Source organism: Legionellales bacterium (assembly GCA_026125385.1).
Lineage (GTDB): Bacteria > Pseudomonadota > Gammaproteobacteria > JAHCLG01 > JAHCLG01 > JAHCLG01.
Map to the genome: position 1 here is coordinate 15,294 of JAHCLG010000027.1, position 19,718 is coordinate 35,011.

Annotated in this window: 26 protein-coding genes and 1 tRNA gene; 25 read left to right on the plus strand and 2 right to left on the minus strand. The window is 40.6% G+C overall.

Annotated features, from left to right (window positions below; genetic code table 11):
• Positions 1-53: 53 nt before the first annotated feature.
• From KIT27_09755 to KIT27_09780, 6 genes are all read left to right on the plus strand, one after another.
• Complete coding sequence (locus KIT27_09755) at positions 54-842, plus strand: DUF4065 domain-containing protein (protein ID MCW5589926.1); 789 nt, start codon at positions 54-56, stop codon at positions 840-842.
• A complete protein-coding gene (locus KIT27_09760; protein ID MCW5589927.1) occupies positions 826-1,206 on the plus strand; it encodes a hypothetical protein in 381 nt (126 codons plus the stop codon). Before KIT27_09755 ends, KIT27_09760 begins: the two co-directional genes overlap by 17 nt.
• A gap of 158 nt (positions 1,207-1,364) precedes the next feature.
• Entirely contained in the window at positions 1,365-1,976 is a 612-nt protein-coding gene (locus tag KIT27_09765) for a riboflavin synthase (protein ID MCW5589928.1), read from the plus strand.
• Positions 1,973-3,184 (plus strand): bifunctional 3,4-dihydroxy-2-butanone-4-phosphate synthase/GTP cyclohydrolase II, encoded by a 1,212-nt coding sequence (locus KIT27_09770; GenBank protein ID MCW5589929.1) that lies wholly within the window; start codon positions 1,973-1,975, stop codon positions 3,182-3,184. The genes KIT27_09765 and KIT27_09770 overlap by 4 nt, the downstream gene beginning before the upstream one ends.
• A 7-nt stretch (positions 3,185-3,191) precedes the next feature.
• Positions 3,192-3,656 (plus strand): 6,7-dimethyl-8-ribityllumazine synthase, encoded by a 465-nt coding sequence (locus KIT27_09775; GenBank protein MCW5589930.1) that lies wholly within the window; start codon positions 3,192-3,194, stop codon positions 3,654-3,656.
• 16 nt (positions 3,657-3,672) lie between these two features.
• Positions 3,673-4,731: an AI-2E family transporter gene (locus KIT27_09780; GenBank protein MCW5589931.1), complete on the plus strand. Its 1,059-nt coding sequence runs from the start codon at positions 3,673-3,675 to the stop codon at positions 4,729-4,731.
• Between the two features lie 173 nt (positions 4,732-4,904).
• Here the strand turns inward: KIT27_09780 and KIT27_09785 are convergent, their stop codons facing one another.
• Together KIT27_09785 and KIT27_09790 are read right to left on the minus strand one after the other, a co-directional pair.
• Positions 4,905-5,384 carry a peroxiredoxin gene (locus KIT27_09785; GenBank protein MCW5589932.1) on the minus strand — a complete coding sequence of 160 codons (480 nt, stop codon included), beginning with the start codon at positions 5,382-5,384 and terminating at the stop codon, positions 4,905-4,907.
• Positions 5,385-5,406: 22 nt separating this feature from the next.
• Positions 5,407-5,937, minus strand: coding sequence for a hypothetical protein (locus KIT27_09790; protein ID MCW5589933.1), 531 nt, complete (start codon positions 5,935-5,937; stop codon positions 5,407-5,409).
• A gap of 106 nt (positions 5,938-6,043) precedes the next feature.
• On the opposite strand from KIT27_09790, the gene dapA reads away from it, so the two are divergent.
• From dapA to KIT27_09885, 19 genes are all read left to right on the plus strand, one after another.
• Positions 6,044-6,919 carry a 4-hydroxy-tetrahydrodipicolinate synthase gene (gene dapA / locus KIT27_09795; GenBank protein ID MCW5589934.1) on the plus strand — a complete coding sequence of 292 codons (876 nt, stop codon included), beginning with the start codon at positions 6,044-6,046 and terminating at the stop codon, positions 6,917-6,919.
• 3 nt (positions 6,920-6,922) lie between these two features.
• Complete coding sequence (locus tag KIT27_09800) at positions 6,923-7,228, plus strand: hypothetical protein (protein MCW5589935.1); 306 nt, start codon at positions 6,923-6,925, stop codon at positions 7,226-7,228.
• Between the two features lie 115 nt (positions 7,229-7,343).
• Positions 7,344-7,499, plus strand: coding sequence for a hypothetical protein (locus KIT27_09805; GenBank protein ID MCW5589936.1), 156 nt, complete (start codon positions 7,344-7,346; stop codon positions 7,497-7,499).
• A gap of 14 nt (positions 7,500-7,513) precedes the next feature.
• Positions 7,514-7,603, plus strand: a tRNA-Ser gene (locus tag KIT27_09810).
• Between the two features lie 399 nt (positions 7,604-8,002).
• Positions 8,003-8,143, plus strand: coding sequence for a hypothetical protein (locus KIT27_09815; GenBank protein MCW5589937.1), 141 nt, complete (start codon positions 8,003-8,005; stop codon positions 8,141-8,143).
• 110 nt (positions 8,144-8,253) lie between these two features.
• The gene (locus tag KIT27_09820) at positions 8,254-8,640 is read left to right on the plus strand and encodes a hypothetical protein (protein ID MCW5589938.1); all 387 of its coding nucleotides are present in this window, start codon (positions 8,254-8,256) and stop codon (positions 8,638-8,640) included.
• A gap of 109 nt (positions 8,641-8,749) precedes the next feature.
• Complete coding sequence (locus KIT27_09825) at positions 8,750-9,427, plus strand: isochorismatase family protein (GenBank protein ID MCW5589939.1); 678 nt, start codon at positions 8,750-8,752, stop codon at positions 9,425-9,427.
• Complete coding sequence (gene pncB, locus KIT27_09830; protein ID MCW5589940.1) at positions 9,424-10,584, plus strand: nicotinate phosphoribosyltransferase; 1,161 nt, start codon at positions 9,424-9,426, stop codon at positions 10,582-10,584. Before KIT27_09825 ends, pncB begins: the two co-directional genes overlap by 4 nt.
• Positions 10,585-10,704: 120 nt before the next feature.
• Positions 10,705-12,471, plus strand: a complete 1,767-nt coding sequence (aspS, locus tag KIT27_09835; protein ID MCW5589941.1) for an aspartate--tRNA ligase — start codon at positions 10,705-10,707, stop codon at positions 12,469-12,471.
• A 12-nt stretch (positions 12,472-12,483) separates the two neighbouring features.
• Positions 12,484-13,581, plus strand: coding sequence for a quinolinate synthase NadA (gene nadA, locus KIT27_09840; GenBank protein ID MCW5589942.1), 1,098 nt, complete (start codon positions 12,484-12,486; stop codon positions 13,579-13,581).
• A gap of 13 nt (positions 13,582-13,594) precedes the next feature.
• Positions 13,595-14,326, plus strand: a complete 732-nt coding sequence (locus KIT27_09845) for a YebC/PmpR family DNA-binding transcriptional regulator (protein ID MCW5589943.1) — start codon at positions 13,595-13,597, stop codon at positions 14,324-14,326.
• 9 nt (positions 14,327-14,335) lie between these two features.
• Complete coding sequence (gene ruvC, locus KIT27_09850; protein MCW5589944.1) at positions 14,336-14,818, plus strand: crossover junction endodeoxyribonuclease RuvC; 483 nt, start codon at positions 14,336-14,338, stop codon at positions 14,816-14,818.
• 303 nt (positions 14,819-15,121) lie between these two features.
• Positions 15,122-15,559: a hypothetical protein gene (locus tag KIT27_09855; GenBank protein MCW5589945.1), complete on the plus strand. Its 438-nt coding sequence runs from the start codon at positions 15,122-15,124 to the stop codon at positions 15,557-15,559.
• A gap of 262 nt (positions 15,560-15,821) precedes the next feature.
• A complete protein-coding gene (ruvA, locus tag KIT27_09860) occupies positions 15,822-16,439 on the plus strand; it encodes a Holliday junction branch migration protein RuvA (GenBank protein MCW5589946.1) in 618 nt (205 codons plus the stop codon).
• Positions 16,432-17,469, plus strand: a complete 1,038-nt coding sequence (gene ruvB / locus KIT27_09865; GenBank protein ID MCW5589947.1) for a Holliday junction branch migration DNA helicase RuvB — start codon at positions 16,432-16,434, stop codon at positions 17,467-17,469. The genes ruvA and ruvB overlap by 8 nt, the downstream gene beginning before the upstream one ends.
• Positions 17,470-17,498: 29 nt before the next feature.
• Positions 17,499-18,185, plus strand: coding sequence for a protein TolQ (gene tolQ, locus KIT27_09870; protein ID MCW5589948.1), 687 nt, complete (start codon positions 17,499-17,501; stop codon positions 18,183-18,185).
• Between the two features lies 1 nt (position 18,186).
• Complete coding sequence (gene tolR, locus KIT27_09875; GenBank protein MCW5589949.1) at positions 18,187-18,627, plus strand: protein TolR; 441 nt, start codon at positions 18,187-18,189, stop codon at positions 18,625-18,627.
• A 76-nt stretch (positions 18,628-18,703) separates the two neighbouring features.
• Complete coding sequence (locus tag KIT27_09880) at positions 18,704-18,991, plus strand: BrnA antitoxin family protein (GenBank protein ID MCW5589950.1); 288 nt, start codon at positions 18,704-18,706, stop codon at positions 18,989-18,991.
• Positions 18,992-19,298: 307 nt separating this feature from the next.
• On the plus strand, positions 19,299-19,718 hold a 420-nt coding region (locus KIT27_09885; GenBank protein MCW5589951.1), incomplete at its 3' end, for a hypothetical protein.

Genomic DNA, 19,718 nt, shown 5'->3' on the forward strand with positions numbered 1-19,718 from the left:
TATCCAACATTTTCTATAGTCGCTATAGGCCAACTATTTTTCGATGCGTTAAAATGATTTCATTATTTATTCAAAAACTTCGCAAAAAACAGCACTTAACTCAGGAATATCTTGCAGATAAACTAGGTATTTCGCGACCCACCTATATTCAAATAGAGCGGGGAGAACGGGAATTAACAATTGCAGAAGCGAAAAAATTAGCCAATATCTTTAATTTGAGCTTAGAGAATTTTTTACAAGAGCAAGAGTTGGATCTTGTAATTGAAGTTAATAATACTAAGAATTCTAAATTGAGCATGAAAAATGAAATTAGGATCAGCATTCCTCAAGTCAATCTCGATAAGTTTAAACAGGTTTTCTTATATTTGCTAAAAAAAATAGGGGGCAAACCTAATATTGGTATGACCGCCTTATATAAAATATTATATTTTATTGATTTTGATTATTATGAAAAATATGAAGAACAACTCATGGGGCTAGAATTTACGAGAAATCATTATGGGCCTACCCCAAGAATTTTTGAGCATGTTATTAAAGAAATGATTAAGAATAATCAAATCGAGCAAATAAAAAGTAAATATTATCAACATGAGCAAACTAAATATCTCATTAACCCTGTGGTTGAGCCAGATCTCAGCGTGCTAAATGGCCAAGAAAAAGAACATATTGATTGGGAAATTCAACGGCTTTCTGATCTTAATGCTAAAGCTTTATCCGATCTTTCTCATCGAGATGTGCCCTGGATAAGTGCAAAGGTCAATGAAGTGCTGGATTACGAAGCTGTCTTTTATCGCACTTCAGATACATCAATACGGAATTATTTGCATGGTGAAAACAATTGAATATGAAGTATCTACCTCCTTTCTCAAAGACCTTAAGCAACTTAAAAAACGATTTAAAACACTCGATGACGATATTGCAGTTGCTAAAAAAAATGCTATTGAGTTATTGCATATCAAGAAAATTGATAATAATAGTATTGAATTAATTCCAGGCTTGAATTCTGAGGTTATCAAAATTTACAAAATAAGAAAATTTGCCTGTAAAGCGCTTAAAGGTCGCGGCTCACAGAGTGGAATACGAATAATTTATGCGTATGACTCTAGACGTCAGGTGGTGAGTTTGCTCGAAATCTATCACAAATCTGATCAAGTTTCTGAATCGAAAGCTAGAATTACGCAATTTTTAAAAAACATCACTAAGTAATAAATGAATGATAAGTTTTCTTGCAACCCATAGAACTTAACCGGTAAAATCCTTTTATCGAGAAATAAGAGCCTGTTCAAAATCTCCAAGCTTGAGTCAGAAAATCGGCAGTTTATGACCAAGATTGGAGATTTTGAACAGGCGCTAAGGGCTTAAGCATGTATACAGGTATTATTGACCACGTCGGAAAAGTGTTGTCGCGTCACGTGCACAGCGCGGGAATAGAAATTCTAGTAGCATCCCAATTTAACGATTTGGTACTGGGCGAAAGTATTGCAGTAAATGGCGTATGCGTCACCGTCAACGATTTTCAACACGCGATTTTCAGCGCGCAATTATCGCCGGAAACCTTAAACGTGACGAATTTAAACATGTTAGCAGAAGGCAGCTTGGTTAATTTAGAACGTTCTTTAGCCGTGGGCGATCGTTTAGGGGGACATATTGTGCAAGGTCATGTCGATCAAACCGCAATCGTTACGGCTATCCATCAGCAGGCAGATTTTCGCGAAATGGTATTCAGCGGTATTCTCGCCGAATCACAAGCGCTATTATTAAAAAAAGGGAGCATCTCGGTGAATGGGGTGAGTCTCACCATCAATGAAGTCAATCAAGATTCCTTCACCTGTATGTTAATTCCTCACACCCTAGCACACACCAATTTAAATCATCTAACGATTAACGATACTGTAAATATTGAATTTGATTGGTTAGTCAAAATTATGTTACAACAATTTGCACAGCGCCAACAACTTTTGGAGTCCGTCGCATGAGTCATTTCTCCACAATAGAAGATGCCATTGACGATCTCAAGCAAGGCAAAATGATTATTTTAATTGACGATGAAGATCGCGAAAACGAAGGCGATTTAGTATTACCCGCCGAATTTGCAACACCAGAAGCCATTAATTTTATGATAACCCACGCGCGAGGTTTAGTGTGTTTATCCGTGCCTGGTAGTACGCTCGATCGCTTAGAAATTCCCCTGATGGTCGCTCAAAATAAATCGCGTTGGCAAACCGCATTTACGTTATCGGTTGAAGCGGCCAGTGGCATTACCACAGGAATTTCAGCCTATGATCGCGCACGTACGATTGCGGTGATGATGGATGAACAGTCAACGCCCAGCGATATTGTTAAACCAGGTCATATTTTTCCACTTCGTGCTCGCGAAGGTGGTGTCTTAGTTCGTGCCGGTCACAGTGAAGGCGGGGTTGATTTAATGAAAATTGCCAAACTCAAACCTGGCGCAGTCATTTGTGAAATATTAAACGAAAATGGCACCATGGCTCGTGTTCCCGATTTAGAACAATTTGCCCTAAAGCATCACTTAAAAATTATTACCATCAACGATCTGATTGCTTATCGTCAACGTACCGAATGTTTAGTGGAAAAAATCGCAGAATCGCGTTTGCCGTTAGAAGAATTAGGGGATTTTAAAGTCGTCGTTTTTTCTAATCATATCGATCAACTCCAGCATATTGCCTTAATCAAAGGCGAATTAACCACAGAAACTCCACCCTTAGTGCGCGTGCATTCTGAATGTTTAACCGGCGATGTCTTTGCTTCGGCACGTTGTGATTGTGGTTGGCAATTGCGCGCCTCGTTGCACAAAATTGCCGAAGAAGGCGGGGTATTACTCTATATGCGCCAAGAAGGTCGCGGAATTGGCTTTGCTAATAAAATTCGTGCGTATGCGCTGCAAGATGAAGGCCTCGATACCGTGGAAGCCAATCATCATTTAGGCTTGCCAGCCGATTCGCGAGATTATGGTATTGGCTCACAAATCTTGCGTTTTTTAGGCATTCAAAAAATGCGCTTACTCACCAATAATCCGCGCAAAATTTATGGTATTGGCGGTTTTGGTATTGAAATCACCGATCGTGTGCCAATTGAAAGTTTACCCAATCAAGACAACGTTCATTATTTAAAAACCAAACGCGATAAACTAGGACATTTATTAACAAATCTAGGAGATTAATTTAAACATGCGGATCATCGATGAAAAAAATGTATTTCCCACTTTTGATATTGCGATAGTGGTTTCGCGTTTTAATTTTGAAGTCACTCAAAAATTATACGATGGCGCACTTGCGCGTTTACAAGAATTAAATTTTAATCCCGATCAAATCACCATTGCCTGGGTACCAGGCGCTGTCGAAATTCCTTTGTGTGCCAAAGTACTCGCCACGCAAAAACATTTAAAAGCGATTGTGACATTAGGTGCCATCATTCGTGGTGAAACCGATCATTATCATTACGTCTGTCAGCAAGTCTCAGAGGGCATTCAACAAGTCGCCCTGCACGCGCATATTCCGATTATTTTTGGCGTGTTAACCACAGAAAATGAGCAACAAGCGTTCGATCGCTGTGGTGGCGTACATGGACATAAAGGTCGTGAAGCGATTGATGCAGCCTGTGAAATGGTCGCCGTCTTAAAACATTTACTCTAATTCGGAAACGTACTTTATGATCCAGGAATTTAAAGAATGGTATAACCGATTTTTTGCAGAAGCCGATGCAGTGATGTTATGTTTTTCACTCATCATTATTTTGCTGGTTATTACCCTAATGGGTCGTATGTTGGCGCCCGCCTTAGTCAGTTTAGTATTAGCCTATTTACTACAAGCTTTAATTACTCCCCTTGAAAAAATAAAAGTGCCGCACTGGCTGGCGGTATTACTTGTATTTATTTTATTTTTAGGCCTGGTATTAATGATATTTTTAGGACTACTACCAACCCTTTGGCAACAAAGCACCAATTTAATTAATGAAATTCCTTTTATGATAACGCGTTTTCAGCAAACCCTAATGCATTTACCGGAAAAATATCCAGATTATGTCACGGTGACCCAAGTGCAAAATATAATAAACGAATCAAAAATACAAATGGCACGTTTTGGACAATGGCTACTGTCATTTTCGATTTCCTCAATCCCCAACATCATCGAGCTGGTGGTTTATTTGGTATTAGTGCCATTATTAATTTATTTTTTCCTCATGGATAAATTAAAATTAATTACTTGGTTTAACCAATATCTACCGAAAAAACGCCGTTTAATTTTGCAAGTGTGGCAAGAAGTCAATTTGCAAATCGGTAACTATGTGCGCGGTAAAATTATTGAATTAATTATCGTTGGTATTACGGCCTATCTGGCATTTGCCTTCATGAATTTATCGTATGCGATGTTGTTAGCCGCATTAGTCGGTGCTTCTGTTATTATTCCTTATATTGGCGCAATTGTGGTGACCGTGCCGGTTGTGGTAATTGCCTTAATCCAATGGGGATTAAGCGCGCACTTTTTTTATTTATTATTGATATACACAATCATCATGACAGTAGATGCCAATATATTAGTCCCGGTATTATTTTCCGAAATCATGGATTTACACCCCGTTGCGATCATCATCGCGATTTTAATTTTCGGTGGCATCTGGGGATTCTGGGGCGTATTTTTTGCTATTCCCTTAGCAACCGTGGTAAAAGCGGTATTAACCGCATGGCCGCGGGGTGGAGTTGCGGAATAAGGATGTTTTTATTGGATAACATGATTGATGGTTCGTCATATTGATCTTACCCCAAATTAATAGACACAGGGATTTACATCAAATGAGGACAAGGAAAAATATGAAAATGAAAAATTTATTCAATGGATAACCAACTATACCCAGTAAAATTAATCTTAAGAGTAAAGCAGAGATTATTTTAACGTCGCGCTATTACTCAACTCCTTCACCGCGCTCAACACCTCTTCCACATGCCCAGGCACTTTCACTTTGCGCCATTCTTTGACGAGTTTTAATTCGGTATTTAACAAAAAGGTGCTGCGTTCGATGCCGCGGACTTGTTTTCCATACATGTTTTTCATTTTGATCACATCAAATAATTCGCATAAGGCTTCGTTGTGATCGCTTAATAATTCAAAGGGGAGCTGATATTTGCTTTTGAAATTTTCGTGCGATTTAATACTGTCGCGAGAAATGCCAAAAATAAGAGTATTGTGTTGTTGGAATTTTTTATGAAAATCGCGGAATGTTTCACTTTCTAAGGTACAGCCCGGGGTGCAATCTTTAGGATAAAAATATAACACCACATTATGACCTTTTAATTCAGCCGATTGAATTTTTTTTCCGTTGGTTGCTTCAATGGTAAAATTGGGAATGGTTTTTCCTAAGGCAATAGTATCACTCATAATTTTCTCCTTACAATTTTTCCGGTTCTAATAAGGCATCGAGATTATACGATTCACAATACTCAAAGAAATTTTCACGCAGCGATGAAATGAGCACTGACACCGGCACCAGCAGTGACATAGTGATCGACATCGTCGGCGTCATGCTGGGGGTAGATAAAAAATTTGTGGTGAATAATTCTTGGATAGGAATATTTTGTTCGACAAAATAATCGACTAATCGTGATAAAATGCCAGGCTCATCGACCCCAATCGCTTGCATTTGATAATTTAAATAATGCTCGGTATATTCTTTGGGTTCGCTGCGTTTATGCAGGATAGGCAGCGCATGGCGCTGGCAAAAATGAATTAAGCCTGCTTCGGTTTTAGCAATAGCATCCCACGTCCCCGCAATAATGGCTGTAAAAACTTGGTCGCTATCCAAATCGCTTAAACGAGATTCCACAATATTACCACCATTATCCGCAATCAAGCGGCAGACTTGGCTGATGATGGTCGGTTCGCCCGTGGTGTAAAGAGTCACTAATAATTTCTGTTTCATGGGGTGGCATTCTCGCTACTCTTTAATTTCTTGTCAACTCCTCTTAGCGGCGCTACTATGCTCTTTTATTCATGCGCCGTCATTTCTGAATAGGGGAGTGTAAAAAATGTTTAGTGGAAGCATGGTTGCTTTGGTGACTCCGTTCGATGATGAAGGCAATATCGATTATGCCGCACTCGAACAATTAATTGATTGGCATGTGGAGGCGGGAACAGATGGCTTAATTGTTTCTGGCACCACCGGTGAAAGTGGCACCTTAAGCGCACAAGAACACAGTAGTGTGATTGAATTTGCGGTGAATCGTGCTAATTCGCGATTACCCGTCATTGCCGGCACTTATGGCACAGCCACTCAAGATGCCGTCGAAAAAACTCGACATGCCATGCAGTTAGGCGTTGATGCCTGTTTGATCATGACACCTGCTTATATCAAACCCACTCAAGAAGGTTTATATCAACATTATTTGACGATTGCAAAATCAGCCGCAATCCCACAAATTTTATACAACGTTCCTAGTCGCACCGCCGTGGATTTATTACCTGAAACGGTAGAGCGTTTAGCTACTATTTCTAACATTGTCGGGATTAAAGAAGCCACGGGTAACACGGTGCGCGCGCAAGAAATTTTAAGCCGTTGTGGTGATAGTATGACGGTCTACAGTGGCGATGATGCAACTGCTCTTGCATTAATGATGTTAGGTGCAAAGGGCGTGATTTCCGTCACCGCCAATGTGGCCCCTAAACTCATGAAACACATGACCAGTGCGGTATTGAGTGGCGATTATTCCACTGCCTTGAAACTTAACGACAGATTAGCAGTATTACACAAACACTTATTTATTGAGGCCAATCCCATTCCCAGTAAATGGTGTTTAAGTGAAATGGGCTTGATCAAAAATTCAATTCGATTACCATTAACCCCTTTATCATCGTGCTATCACGGCTCTTTACGTGAAGCCATGCAACTTGCTGAGGTAAATTAATCTATGTTAATTAACAATACGTTTGGTAAAATCACCACTTTAATGTTGTCGTCTTTAATCTTGGCGGGTTGTGCTGGGTTATCGCGCCAAGTCTCGCAATTTCAAATGAGTGAAAATCCTGCTTATTTAACCAGTCAGCAAGAGCATGCGCTACAAATTCCAGCCGGATTAAGTGCGGATAATATTCACGAAAAATATCCTTTGCCGCCCATCACCAATACGCGTGCTCCTGCTAAAATTAACTTAATGCCGCCCCATAGTGAAGCAATGCAACTGATCAATCAACAGCGTAAATTGCCCGCTCAATAACGATTGACAACAAGGCGGAGTGTTATGCAAAAATGTGAATCTATATTTATTTTCACAAGCCAGTTTATTATGAGTCGATTTTAAATTAGAATTCGGCCGTGCCGAAGGTAAGCTTGTGTTGGGCGATGAATTCACGCCCGATGGTTGTCGAGTGTGGGATAAATCCACTCACCAAAAACTCGATAAAGATCGTTTTCGCGGTGATTTAGGTAACGTGATTGAATCCTACGAAATCATCGCTCAACGATTAGGAATACCCTTGCACGTTTAATTTTATTTTTATATGGAGAGGTACCGAAGCGGTCATAACGGCGCCGACTCGAAATCGGATGGGGGGTGTAAACTCCCACGCGGGTTCGAATCCCGCCTTCTCCGAATTGATTGCAAACGCTAACTAAATTGTGTACAATTCGGCATTATTTATCATTTAAAACAATAAGGAATAAGATACTATGCCTAACATAACTTGCTTAACTTGCTGTGGCGCTTGCGTTGCTTGTGTTGGGATCATCGGAGGTACACTTATTGGCGTGTATTTGTCAGTTGGGGCTGGAGTAACGGTGGCGGTGACGAGCGCTATTGTGGGCTGCGTTATTTTATGCAAGAACAACTCAAATAGCCCTTTTTTTGGTAGTGGGATAATGCAAGCGACTCAATCCTCCTACCAAGGTAGCGCACCTCGTTCAACTTCATTACCACCTAAGAGTAACGGAGGATCTGATAGCTCAAACAGTCAATCATTAGATTATGATACAAAAGAAAATGAAGCTAGCTATGACGATGTCGAAAAGGGTCAGTTTTCTACTAGTTTCACGAAGAATTCCTTATCTTAATGACATGTTAGTTTTCGTTGCCGATAATACCACCATGATGGCTTTTATTATCCAAGATAATATTCAGGTTCTGTTAGCGTAAGATTATGGTTGGTTAGAAATTATCGCAAAACTCTGTTTTTGCAGAGGTCAATTGTATTGTGTACTATGACTCGTTAATTTTCATTTAAAACAATAAGGAATAATATATTTATGTGTACCAGAGTTGATTGTGCTGAGGGCATTACTATTGTTGGTGGGCTCGGATCTTTCGCTGTTATGGCGTATGTATCATTGCCGCTTGGAGTTGGAGTGCTATTTGTTTTTGGTGTTGGCTACTGTCTTGCTCCTGATTTATGTTCAAATCAAAATAATGAAGATAATGAAATTCATGAACATGATGGAAATAATGCACATTCACCTAGTTTAATTATCGATGTTAATGATTTAAGCGACGACGAAGAACACGACAACCACGCAGAACACGAAGACCAGGAAGAACACGAAGACCAGGAAGAACAAGAAGAACAAAAAGAACAAGATCAGAAAATTGCTGGCGCATACATCAATTCTTCTCCTCGTGGCCTTCGCAAACAATAAATAAATCAGGCTTTTTCCTATCCACCCCAACAAAGAACGGCTCTTAGATGACATTCTGGTTGGCTCAGCGTAAGATTGTGCTTATGAAAAATCATCATAGAGAATTACGATGACAGAACTCCCCCCACAATCCTTTGTCGCGAGCTTCGATGTTGATGCGCAATACGCGTTTACCCCCAAGTGTCCCCAAGAGTTACCTATTGTAGACGCAGAAAGCATTGTGCCCGAATTAAATCGGCAAGCGCAATTTGCGCAATTACGCATTGGCAGCAAAGACGCGCATCATCCGCAGGCCGTGTGGGTAAGCGATGACAATCATCCGCCATTAAGTAAAATCACTGACTTTAAAAATGTCGATCACTATTGGCCGCCACATGCTATCGTAGGAACGAAAGGATTTTCATTAATAGAAGGCTTACCGCATCCTTCAGACTATGATTTTTTTATTTGGAAAGGTGTGGAATTAGACATGCATCCTTATGGAGCGTGTTATCACGATTTACACGAACAATTAAGCACGGGTGTGATTGAATATTTATTAGCAAATAAAATGAATACCGTCATCGTCGGTGGACTTGCCACTGATTATTGCGTCAAAGCAACAGCGCTGCAATTGGCCAAACACTTTCGCGTGATCGTGAATTTAGCCGCCTGCCGCGGGGTGGAGGCGCGCACCATTCAACAAGCAAAATTCGATATGTTAAATGCCGGAATTATTTTGTGTGAATCAACGCATGAACTCTGGCAACCCACGACCACTCATAGCGAAACAGGCAGTTTATTATGATCATTGAATCTTTATTAGATACCGATTTATATAAATTCACCATGATGCAAGTGGTTTTGCATCAATTTCCTGGCAATCAAGTCGAATATCGTTTTAAATGCCGCAATCCCGATATTCATTTAGCGCCGTACGCGCAAGAAATCTCGCAAGAAATCGATCACTTATGTCAATTGCGTTTTGACAAAGACGAATTATTATATTTATCGCAATTTCGTTTTTTTAAACCCGACTTTATCGATTTTTTAAGGATTTTTCAGCTGAATCGCGAATTTATTCACATCGACACCAGTCAGGGTTTTGATATTATTATTCGCGGCCCGTGGTTGCATACCATTTTATTTGAAGTGCCGATTTTAGCGATTGTGAGTGAAGTGTATTTTCGCAATCAATACCCTAATGCCGATTATACTGAAGGGCGCAAACGTCTCGACACTAAAATTTCGCGCATTCACACCAGTGTTCATCAAGAAAAGTTTTTATTTTCCGATTTTGGTACGCGCAGACGTTTTTCCAAGCAATGGCATTTAGAAGTGTTAACGGCATTAAAAAATAATTTGCGCGATCATTTAACCGGCACCAGTAATGTATTATTTGCCAAACAATTACACTTAAAGCCACTCGGCACGATGGCACATGAATATATTCAAGCCTGCCAAGCCAGTGGACCGCGCTTAGTCGATAGTCAAAAATTTGCCTTTGAAAAATGGCAGCAAGAATATCGTGGCGATTTAGGCATTGCCTTAACCGATACCTATGGCGTGGATGCATTTTTACGCGATTTCGATTTATATTTTTGTAAACTTTTCGATGGTGTGCGTCACGATTCCGGCGATCCGTTTGATTGGGGTGAAAAAATTATTGCTCATTATCAGCAAATGGGCGTCGACCCGCGTCATAAAACCTTAGTCTTTAGTGACAGTTTAACGTTTGGTTTAGCCTTAGAATTATATTGGCGTTTTAAAGACAGAGCCCATCCAGTGTTTGGAATTGGCACGCAACTCACCAATGATTTAGGCTATCCCTCATTAAACATTGTGATTAAAATGACGCGTTGTAATAATCAATCCGTGGCGAAAGTATCCGATGCACCGGATAAAACCATGTGTTTAGATGAATCATATCTGGCGTATTTGCGCAAAGTGTTTCGTTTAGAATAGACAGAGCCAAAAAATTTTAATAACAGGCTTCACCAACGAATTCCACGTGCCCTCTAGCCAAGAGAAAAAATATCGTTACAATAGCGTGCTTAATCTTACATTTACATAAGGAATTATCGCATGCGTAGCCACTCCTGCGGGGACATTACTCAATCATTATTAGGCGAAGAAATCAGTTTATGTGGTTGGGTGAATCGCAGACGCGATCATGGCGGCGTGATTTTTATTGATCTGCGCGATCGCACGGGAATTGTGCAAGTGGTTTACGATCCCGATCTTCCCGATATATTTAAAATTGCCGAAACTGTTCGCAACGAATATGTGTTGCAAGTTAAGGGTCGCATACGTCCGCGCCCTGAAGGCACGGAAAATCCCGAGATGAAAACCGGTTTTGTCGAAGTGTTAGGTTTAGAATTAACCGTATTAAATCGCGTCGAACCATTGCCGTTTATTCCTGATGATCATCATAATATTACCGAAGAAGCCCGACTGCGTTATCGCTATATTGATTTGCGTCGTCCTGAAATGTATCGGCGTTTGCAATTTCGCTCTGCGTTTAATCAAACCTTGCGCGATTATTTACATCGCCAACAGTTTGTCGAAGTGGAAACACCGTATTTAACTAAAGCCACACCCGAAGGTGCGCGTGATTATTTAGTGCCTTCACGTACTCATCCAGGCGAATTTTTTGCACTCCCACAATCGCCACAAGTGTTTAAACAATTACTAATGGTAGCCGGTGTTGAACGCTATTATCAAATCGTGCGTTGTTTTCGCGATGAAGATTTACGCGCCGATCGTCAACCCGAATTTACTCAGCTCGATTTAGAAATGTCATTTGTAGATGAAAAAGACGTGCAACACTTGGCGGAAGATTTAATCCGTCATGTCTTTAAACAATTATTAAATGTTGATTTACCCAATCCCTTTCCGCGCATGACTTATGCGTGTGCGATGTCCAAATATGGCAGTGATAAACCGGATTTACGCAATCCGTTGGAAATTGTCGATATTGACGATTTAGTGGCGAATGTCGATTTTCGTGTGTTCAGTGACTGTGCGGATGATCCTAACTGCCGCGTAAGTGCCTTGCGTTTACCTCGTGGAAACGATTTATTAACTCGTAAACAATTAGATGATTACGCAGTATTTGTGGGGCAATATGGTGCGAAAGGTTTGGCGTATATTAAAGTCAATCAACTGGAACAAGGCCTTAAAGGTTTACAATCACCCATCATTAAATTTTTAACCGAAGAAGTAACCAATGCCATTTTACAACGAACACAGGCGCAAAATGGCGATATTATTTTCTTTGGCGCCGATAAATTTAAAATTGTCAGCGATGCCTTAGGCGCATTGCGTATTAAGTTGGGTGAAGATTGCGGATTAATTCAAACAGGTTGGCAACCATTGTGGGTGGTGGATTTTCCCTTATTTGAAAAATCGGATCAGGGAATTAGCTCAACTCATCATCCCTTTACCGCACCTAATATTACGAATCTTGAAGAAATTAAACAAAACCCATTGCAAGTGTTATCACGCGCTTATGACATGGTAATTAATGGTTATGAAATGGGAGGCGGATCGATCCGTATTCATGACTATTCATTGCAAATGGGCATTTTTGAATTATTAACTATCGACGCCAAACAAGCCGAAGAAAAATTTGGCCATTTATTACATGGATTAAAAGCGGGATGCCCACCGCTAGGAGGACTAGCATTTGGGCTTGATCGTTTAGTGATGTTAATGGTAGGTTGCGATTCCATTCGCGAAGTGATTGCTTTTCCAAAAACACAAACAGCGGCTTGTCCACTTACCAATGCGCCTTCTCAAGTTGATCCACAACAATTGCGCGAATTATCCATTAAAGTGATTGAACATTAGTGAGATAAGACTATGAGCACAGCGATTCCCTTTGAAGCGTTTTATGGTTTAACACTCGATGAATGCGATAAACGCATTCGTCATGCTAAACAGGTTTTGGGTGAGAATTTATTTATTTTAGGTCATCATTATCAACGCGATGAAGTGTATCAATATGCCGATGCCACAGGCGATTCTTTAGCGCTCTCCTTAAAAGCGGCCAGTGCACGCGCCAAATATATTGTATTTTGTGGCGTGCATTTTATGGCGGAAGTCTCGGACATCATGACCCGCGAAGATCAAGTTACTCTCTTGCCCGATTTAGCCGCGGGTTGTTCGATGGCGGATATGGCGAATTTAACAAATGTGCGCAAAGCCTGGAAAATACTGGGTGAAACCCTCGATGTGGAAAACGAAATTACGCCGATAACCTATGTCAATTCCACCGCCGATTTAAAAGCTTTTTGTGGCGAGCACGGCGGCATTACTTGCACATCAACCAACGCCCAAGCGGTGTTAACGTGGGCACTGCAACGACGCCCGCGTATTTTATTTTTTCCCGATCAACACTTAGGCCGCAATACCGCCTATAAAATGGGGATCCCATTATCTGATATGGTGGAGTGGGATTTTAATCAGCCGCAGGGCGGATTAACCTCCGAGCAAATTCACGCTGCAAAAATATTTTTATGGAAAGGCTATTGCTCGGTACACAATAAATTTAAACCTGAAGACATCGATCGCTATTTAGCAAAATATCCAGAAGCGAAAATTATCGCCCATCCTGAAAGTTGTTTTGAAGTGTGTCAACGCGCGGATTACGTGGGTTCAACGTCGTTTATTATTAACACCATTCAAGAATCACCAGCGAATACGCATTGGTTAGTTGCCACCGAATTAAACTTAGTCAATCGTTTGCATCAACGTTATCAACACCAAGGAAAAATTGTGCGTTTCATGGCACCCACCGTGTCGATGTGTTCGACGATGTTTCGCACTGATCCACAACATTTAGCCTGGGTATTAGAAAATTTAGTGCAAGGTCATATTGTTAATCCAATTAAAGTTCCGCAAAATACCGCAGAATTGGCAAAAATCGCATTAAATAATATGTTTGCATTAGCACAATAAATAAGGGGAAATTATGGCTGGTCACAGTAAATGGGCGAATATCCAACACCGAAAAAATGCGCAAGATGCCAAGCGCGGAAAAATTTTTACTAAATTAATTCGAGAAATTACCGTAGCCGCGAAAATGGGTGGGGGCGTACTGGATGCCAATCCGCGTTTGCGTTTAGCCGTCGATAAAGCATTAACCGCCAACATGACTCGCGATACCATCGATCGCGCTATTAAACGTGGTGCTGGCAATGCCGATGGCGATAACATGGAAGAATTAACCTATGAAGGCTATGGCCCAGGCGGTGTTGCAATCATGGTGAAATGTTTATCGGATAATCGCAATCGCACGGTGGGTGAAGTACGTCATGCGTTTACGAAATACGGTGGTAATTTAGGCACGGATGGATCGGTTGCCTATTTATTTAAACTGCAAGGATTTTTACATTATCCCGCAGGTAGTGATGAAAATAAAATTCTGGAAATGGCCATTGATGCTGGTGCTGAAGATGTGATTATTCACGATGATCATTCGATCGATGTGATTACTGCTAACGAAAATTTTTTAAAAATAAAAGAAGTGATGATGGCTAAAAATTTAAATCCACAACATGCGGATACCACCATGGTTGCAAGTTTAGAAGTCAGTTTAGATGCGGAAACCGCCGAAAAACTATTAAAATTAGTTGATGTGTTAGAAGATTTAGACGACGTACAAAACGTATTTACCAATGCCGATTTACCGATGGAGGAATAAGTTATTTTAATCAAGGAAGACATTATTTTAGGCATCGATCCAGGTTCGCGCATTACCGGTTATGGAGTGATTGGCAGGCGCGGACAAAAACTTCATTATATTGCCAGTGGTTGTATCAAAACACAGGAAGGCGAGCATTATCAACGCTTAGATCAAGTTTATACGGGTATTAATCATATTATTGCGCAATACCAACCCACTCTTGCCGCTATTGAAGACATTTTTTTTCATCGCAATCCGCGCTCAGCACTTAAACTCGGCCAAGCCCGCGGGGTGGCGCTATTAGCGTTAGCGCGCGCGGGATTAACTATTCACGAATATCCCGCCCGTCAAATTAAACAAGCAGTGGTGGGGTATGGCAATGCGGAAAAAAAGCAAATGCAACACATGGTCAGTGTCTTATTAAATTTGAATGGTCAACCCCAAGCGGATGCCGCCGACGCCCTTGCCGTTGCAATTTGTTGCGCGCATCTGGTTAGAATATTCTGCTAATCACTCCCGTTTTTTCGTTATTTCTTGTCTGCTTTCGTCTTGTTTTATCTAGGCTTTTTTCTTCAAGTTTATAAAATTGAAAAATAACTAGACTGTACATCTTTTTTACGGTACTATTTTTACTACAAAATAATGAAGTTAGAAAAATTGATAAATGAACAATAGCGCTAACAAATAAGAAGTGTTTTTTAATTCTGTTTGCCAAACCTATTATTACTTAAATCAAGCCTTCTAGTTTTATTATTTAAAACCCCTTAGGGTTAAGGTGTCATGTGTTAAATAAATAGAACAAGGAGAAGGACTATGCCCGGTGATGATAATAAAGAAAATAATGAAATTGATAATGAAAATAGAAATTCAATAAATAATTCCCAGCAAAATAAAAATAATTTATTGCCACGAAACAGTAATATTTACAGAGTAAACATCGGAGATTTTGAGTCACCTAAGTATGTAGTTCTTACTGGGTCAAACATAAACATAACAAACGTTGCTAAAAACTCAATGCGTTTAAATAATATAAAATGTAGATTAATCAAGATTAATACCAATGTCAGTCCTGAGACGGCAAAATTCAATAAGAAGAATGTTAATACTGATAGTATTAATAACACTAACATGCGTTTATTTTCTCATAGCTCTCAACCGCCAAAAACAACAGCTTCTTCAACTATGGCAGTTGATGAAGAGACTAATCAACAAACGCCGTCACCAATAAAAAGCAACAGTCCCACAGGATAATAAAGTTTTAATTGAGACGAGGATTTAGCGTCTTTCTTTGATTTTTTGTGCCTTGAAGCTTATTCAACTAGTTCAGGAGTTTCGCACCTTCAGTGCGCCACTCCTGTGTAGTTTAAATTGAACAGGCTCTAAGAATAGCGAATTGTAGACACGCACTGCCGATATTCTAACGTCAGAATAAAATCTATTTTACCTCTAGTTTCCGCACGCTTTTTTGTATATGATTGGTACCTACTTAACTTGAGTTTTCGGTAAGCCATTGATGATAGGACGAATTCGCGGGCAAATTATTGCTAAACAAGTACCCCTCGTGGTAATCGACATCAACGGCTTGGGATACGAAGTTGAAACTTCGATGATGACCTTTTTCAAACTCCCCGACGTTAACCAATCCGTAGAACTCTTTACCCATCATGTGGTGCGGGAAGATGCGCAGATTCTTTTTGGATTTTATGAAGAAACGGAGCGGCGTTTGTTTCGTACTCTGATTAAAGTGAATGGCGTGGGGCCGAAATTAGCGCTGAGTATTTTATCCAGCATCCAACCGCAAGTATTTGCAGATTGCGTCCAAAACAAAGACATTACCACCTTGGTGCGTTTACCTGGAGTCGGCAAAAAAACGGCAGAACGTTTAATCATTGAAATGCAAGATAAACTGATGGATTTTCATAAACTAAATTCTGCAAGCGAATTGATTACTGTTGATAGCGCAGTGTCATCCAATCAAAATCAAATCGTTAAAGAAGCCATGAGTGCGTTAATTAATTTAGGCTACAAACCGCAAGAAGCCTCTAAAATGCTGTCTCCTTTTAACGATGAGAATTTATCGTGCGAAGAACTCATTAAACAAGCGTTAAAGGGAAGAGTCAAACATGATTGAAGCCGATCGCTTAATCACAGCGAGTACGCCAACACAAGAAGAGCGTACCGAGGAATTATCCATTCGTCCTTTAACCTTATCGGATTATATTGGGCAAGAAAAAGTAAAAGCTCAATTGGCCGTATTCATGCAAGCGGCGCGAGCGCGTCAAGAAGCTTTAGATCACGTATTTATTTATGGCCCTCCAGGATTAGGCAAAACCACCTTAGCTAATATTATTGCTAATGAAATGCAAAGCCAATTACGCCAAACTTCTGGTCCCGTGCTCGATAGGGCGGGCGATCTCGCGGCATTACTCACTAATCTTGAGCAACGCGACGTGTTATTCATCGATGAAATTCATCGGTTAAATCCTGTCATCGAAGAAGTATTATATCCTGCCATGGAAGATTACAATATTGATCTCATGATTGGCGAAGGTCCAGCGGCACGTTCGATTAAAATTGATTTGCCGCATTTTACTTTAGTTGGCGCCACCACACGTGCCGGATTATTAACTTCTCCTCTACGCGATCGTTTTGGTATTGTTTTACGATTAGAATATTATTCCGTCAATGAATTAACGCAAATTGTTAAACGAGCGGCAGCCATTTTAAACATTCCTATCGAAGAAGAGGGTGCTGGTGAAATCGCTCGTCGTGCGCGAGGCACACCCCGCATTGCCAATCGTTTATTACGCCGTGTTCGCGATTACGCTGAAGTCAAAGGGCAGGGCATTATTTCTCGGCATATGGCCGATTTAGCCTTAAATTTATTAGATGTCGATGAACAAGGCTTTGACATGATGGATCGAAAATTATTATTATCCATCATCGAAAAATTTGATGGCGGACCTGTCGGGATCGATAGCCTCGCGGCGGCGGTGAGTGAGCAACGCGATACCATTGAAGATGTGTTGGAACCGTATTTAATTCAGCAAGGTTTTATCATGCGCACACCACGCGGTAGAATTGCAACGGCATTGGCCTACCAACATTTTGGGATCACCTCTCAAACCGCGGTGCAATTATCGTTAAACACCGAAATGTAAAAGCAGAATAGTTCAGGAGAAAATAGTTTATGGTTGATTATAGTTTATGGTCTTTTTTCGCCAATGCGAGTTTTATTGTAAAAAGTGTGATGTTGCTTTTATTAGCAGCTTCCATCATTTCCTGGACATTTATTATTCAACGTTATTTATTTTTACGTCAAACCCAACAATTAATGAGTGATTTTGAACAAATGTTTTGGTCAGGCAGTGACTTAAATCAATTATTTCATAAAATGGAACGCTCCTCTCATCATCGCGCGTTAGCTGCGATTTTTATCAGCGGTTTTAAAGAATATAATCGTTTGCGTAGCCAAACCGGTATTGCACCACAAGCGGTGATGGAAGGCGTGCAACGCGCTATGCGTGTGGCGCGTAATCGCGAACTCGATAAATTAGAAATGCATTTATCTTTTTTAGCCACCGTCGGTTCTACTAGCCCTTATATCGGCTTATTTGGCACCGTGTGGGGGATCATGACGGCGTTTCAATCGCTAGGTCACGTTGAGAGTGCAACAATTGCCATGGTAGCACCTGGAATTTCTGAAGCATTAATTGCAACGGCAATGGGATTATTTGCAGCAATTCCCGCGGTTATCGCCTATAATAGATATGTCAATCGAGTGGATCGAATTGCCAACCAAATTGAAAACTTTGAAGAAGAATTTTTTAACATTCTCCATCGTCAAGTTCATAGCCAATCGCAGGGAGTAGCCTAACATGAGTTCCCGCCGTCCGCGCCGCAGTGTCGCCGAAATTAATGTCGTCCCGTATATCGATGTGATGTTAGTTTTGCTCGTGATTTTTATGATCACAGCACCGTTATTAACGCAAGGCGTTAAAGTTAAATTGCCGCAAGCAGCCGCGAAAGAATTAGCCAGTAAATCGACGGTTCCCATTGTCGTATCCGTCGATACCAAGGGAAGTTATTTTTTAAATATTGCAGAACATCCACAGCAACCGATACAAGCTGCCGATTTAATTAATCAAGTGGCCGCAGCCTTACAAGTGGATAAAACCGAGCATCGGGATCGACCTGTGTTAGTAAAGGGCGATGCTGACGTCAATTATGGAAGTGTCGTGCAAGCCATGGTCTTGTTACAACAAGCAGGTGCACCCAGTGTGGGTCTGATGACGCGTCCATCGTCACTAAAATCATGAAATAAAAACACACAAAAGCTTCACAAAGCGTGTAACTTCATGATAAATTTTATTTTCAACTACAAGGAGTCTTAAAATGGAATGGGATAATACGCAAAAAGGTAATTCGAATTTAGCGTCCGGGTTAGATGGAAAATCCGATTTAACCGCTAAATCCACTAAAGCCTTTAACAAAGAACGGATCACAATTCGCATTGATCGCGATGTCTTAGAATGGTTCCGCTCTCAAGCCCCCAATCAACGTGGTTATCAATCTCGAATTAATCAAGCATTACGCGAATATATGCAAAATGGAGTAAAGTCCATGGAAGATATTTTACGCAAAGTCATGCGCGATGAATTACACAAGCTTGAAAATCAATAAACTGTTTTAGAAAGTTATTTTGAAAAAAACACCCTGCGGTTACACTGCGGGGTGTTGTACCAATCGTAAAAATAATCCGCCCATTTTATATTCCATTCTGATTTATTTTTCCGTATACTGCGAAGCCTGTAGCCTGGAACGTAGCGCAGCGGAGATCCAGGATCTTAGTTTAATTTATTAGAAGTCTGGATCACCGTTTAATTTAATAGGCTAAGATCCTGGATCTTCGCTGCGCTACGTTCCAGGCTACAGGCTACGTTCCAGGCTACACAGGCTACATTTAGAGTGTGATTTTTGAGTTTTTAGTATGAAAGATGAATATCGATTTTCGCTAATGTCTTCAATCATTGTTCATATTATTGTGATCGGAACGGTGTTTCTGAGTTTTTCGTTCGAAACGCATATTCAGCCTTCGTTGCCCAATTCAGCGCAAGTGGCACCGATCCAAGCGGTGGCAATTAATCAACAGGCGGTTGAAAAACAAGTTCAACGTCTGCAAGAGCAGCAACAACGTAAAGAGCAAGAGCAACAACGCAAACAAGCACAACAACAAGCAAAATTACGGGAAATGGAAAAGCTTGCTCGCCAAGCACAACTCAATCGTGCCAAAGAAGAAAAGCGTTTAGCCGATTTAAAACTACAACAAAAAGCTTTACAAGAAAAACAAGCAGCGGCTGCTAAAAAAGCTCAAGACGATTTAAAAGCCTTGCAACAGCAACAAGCCGCA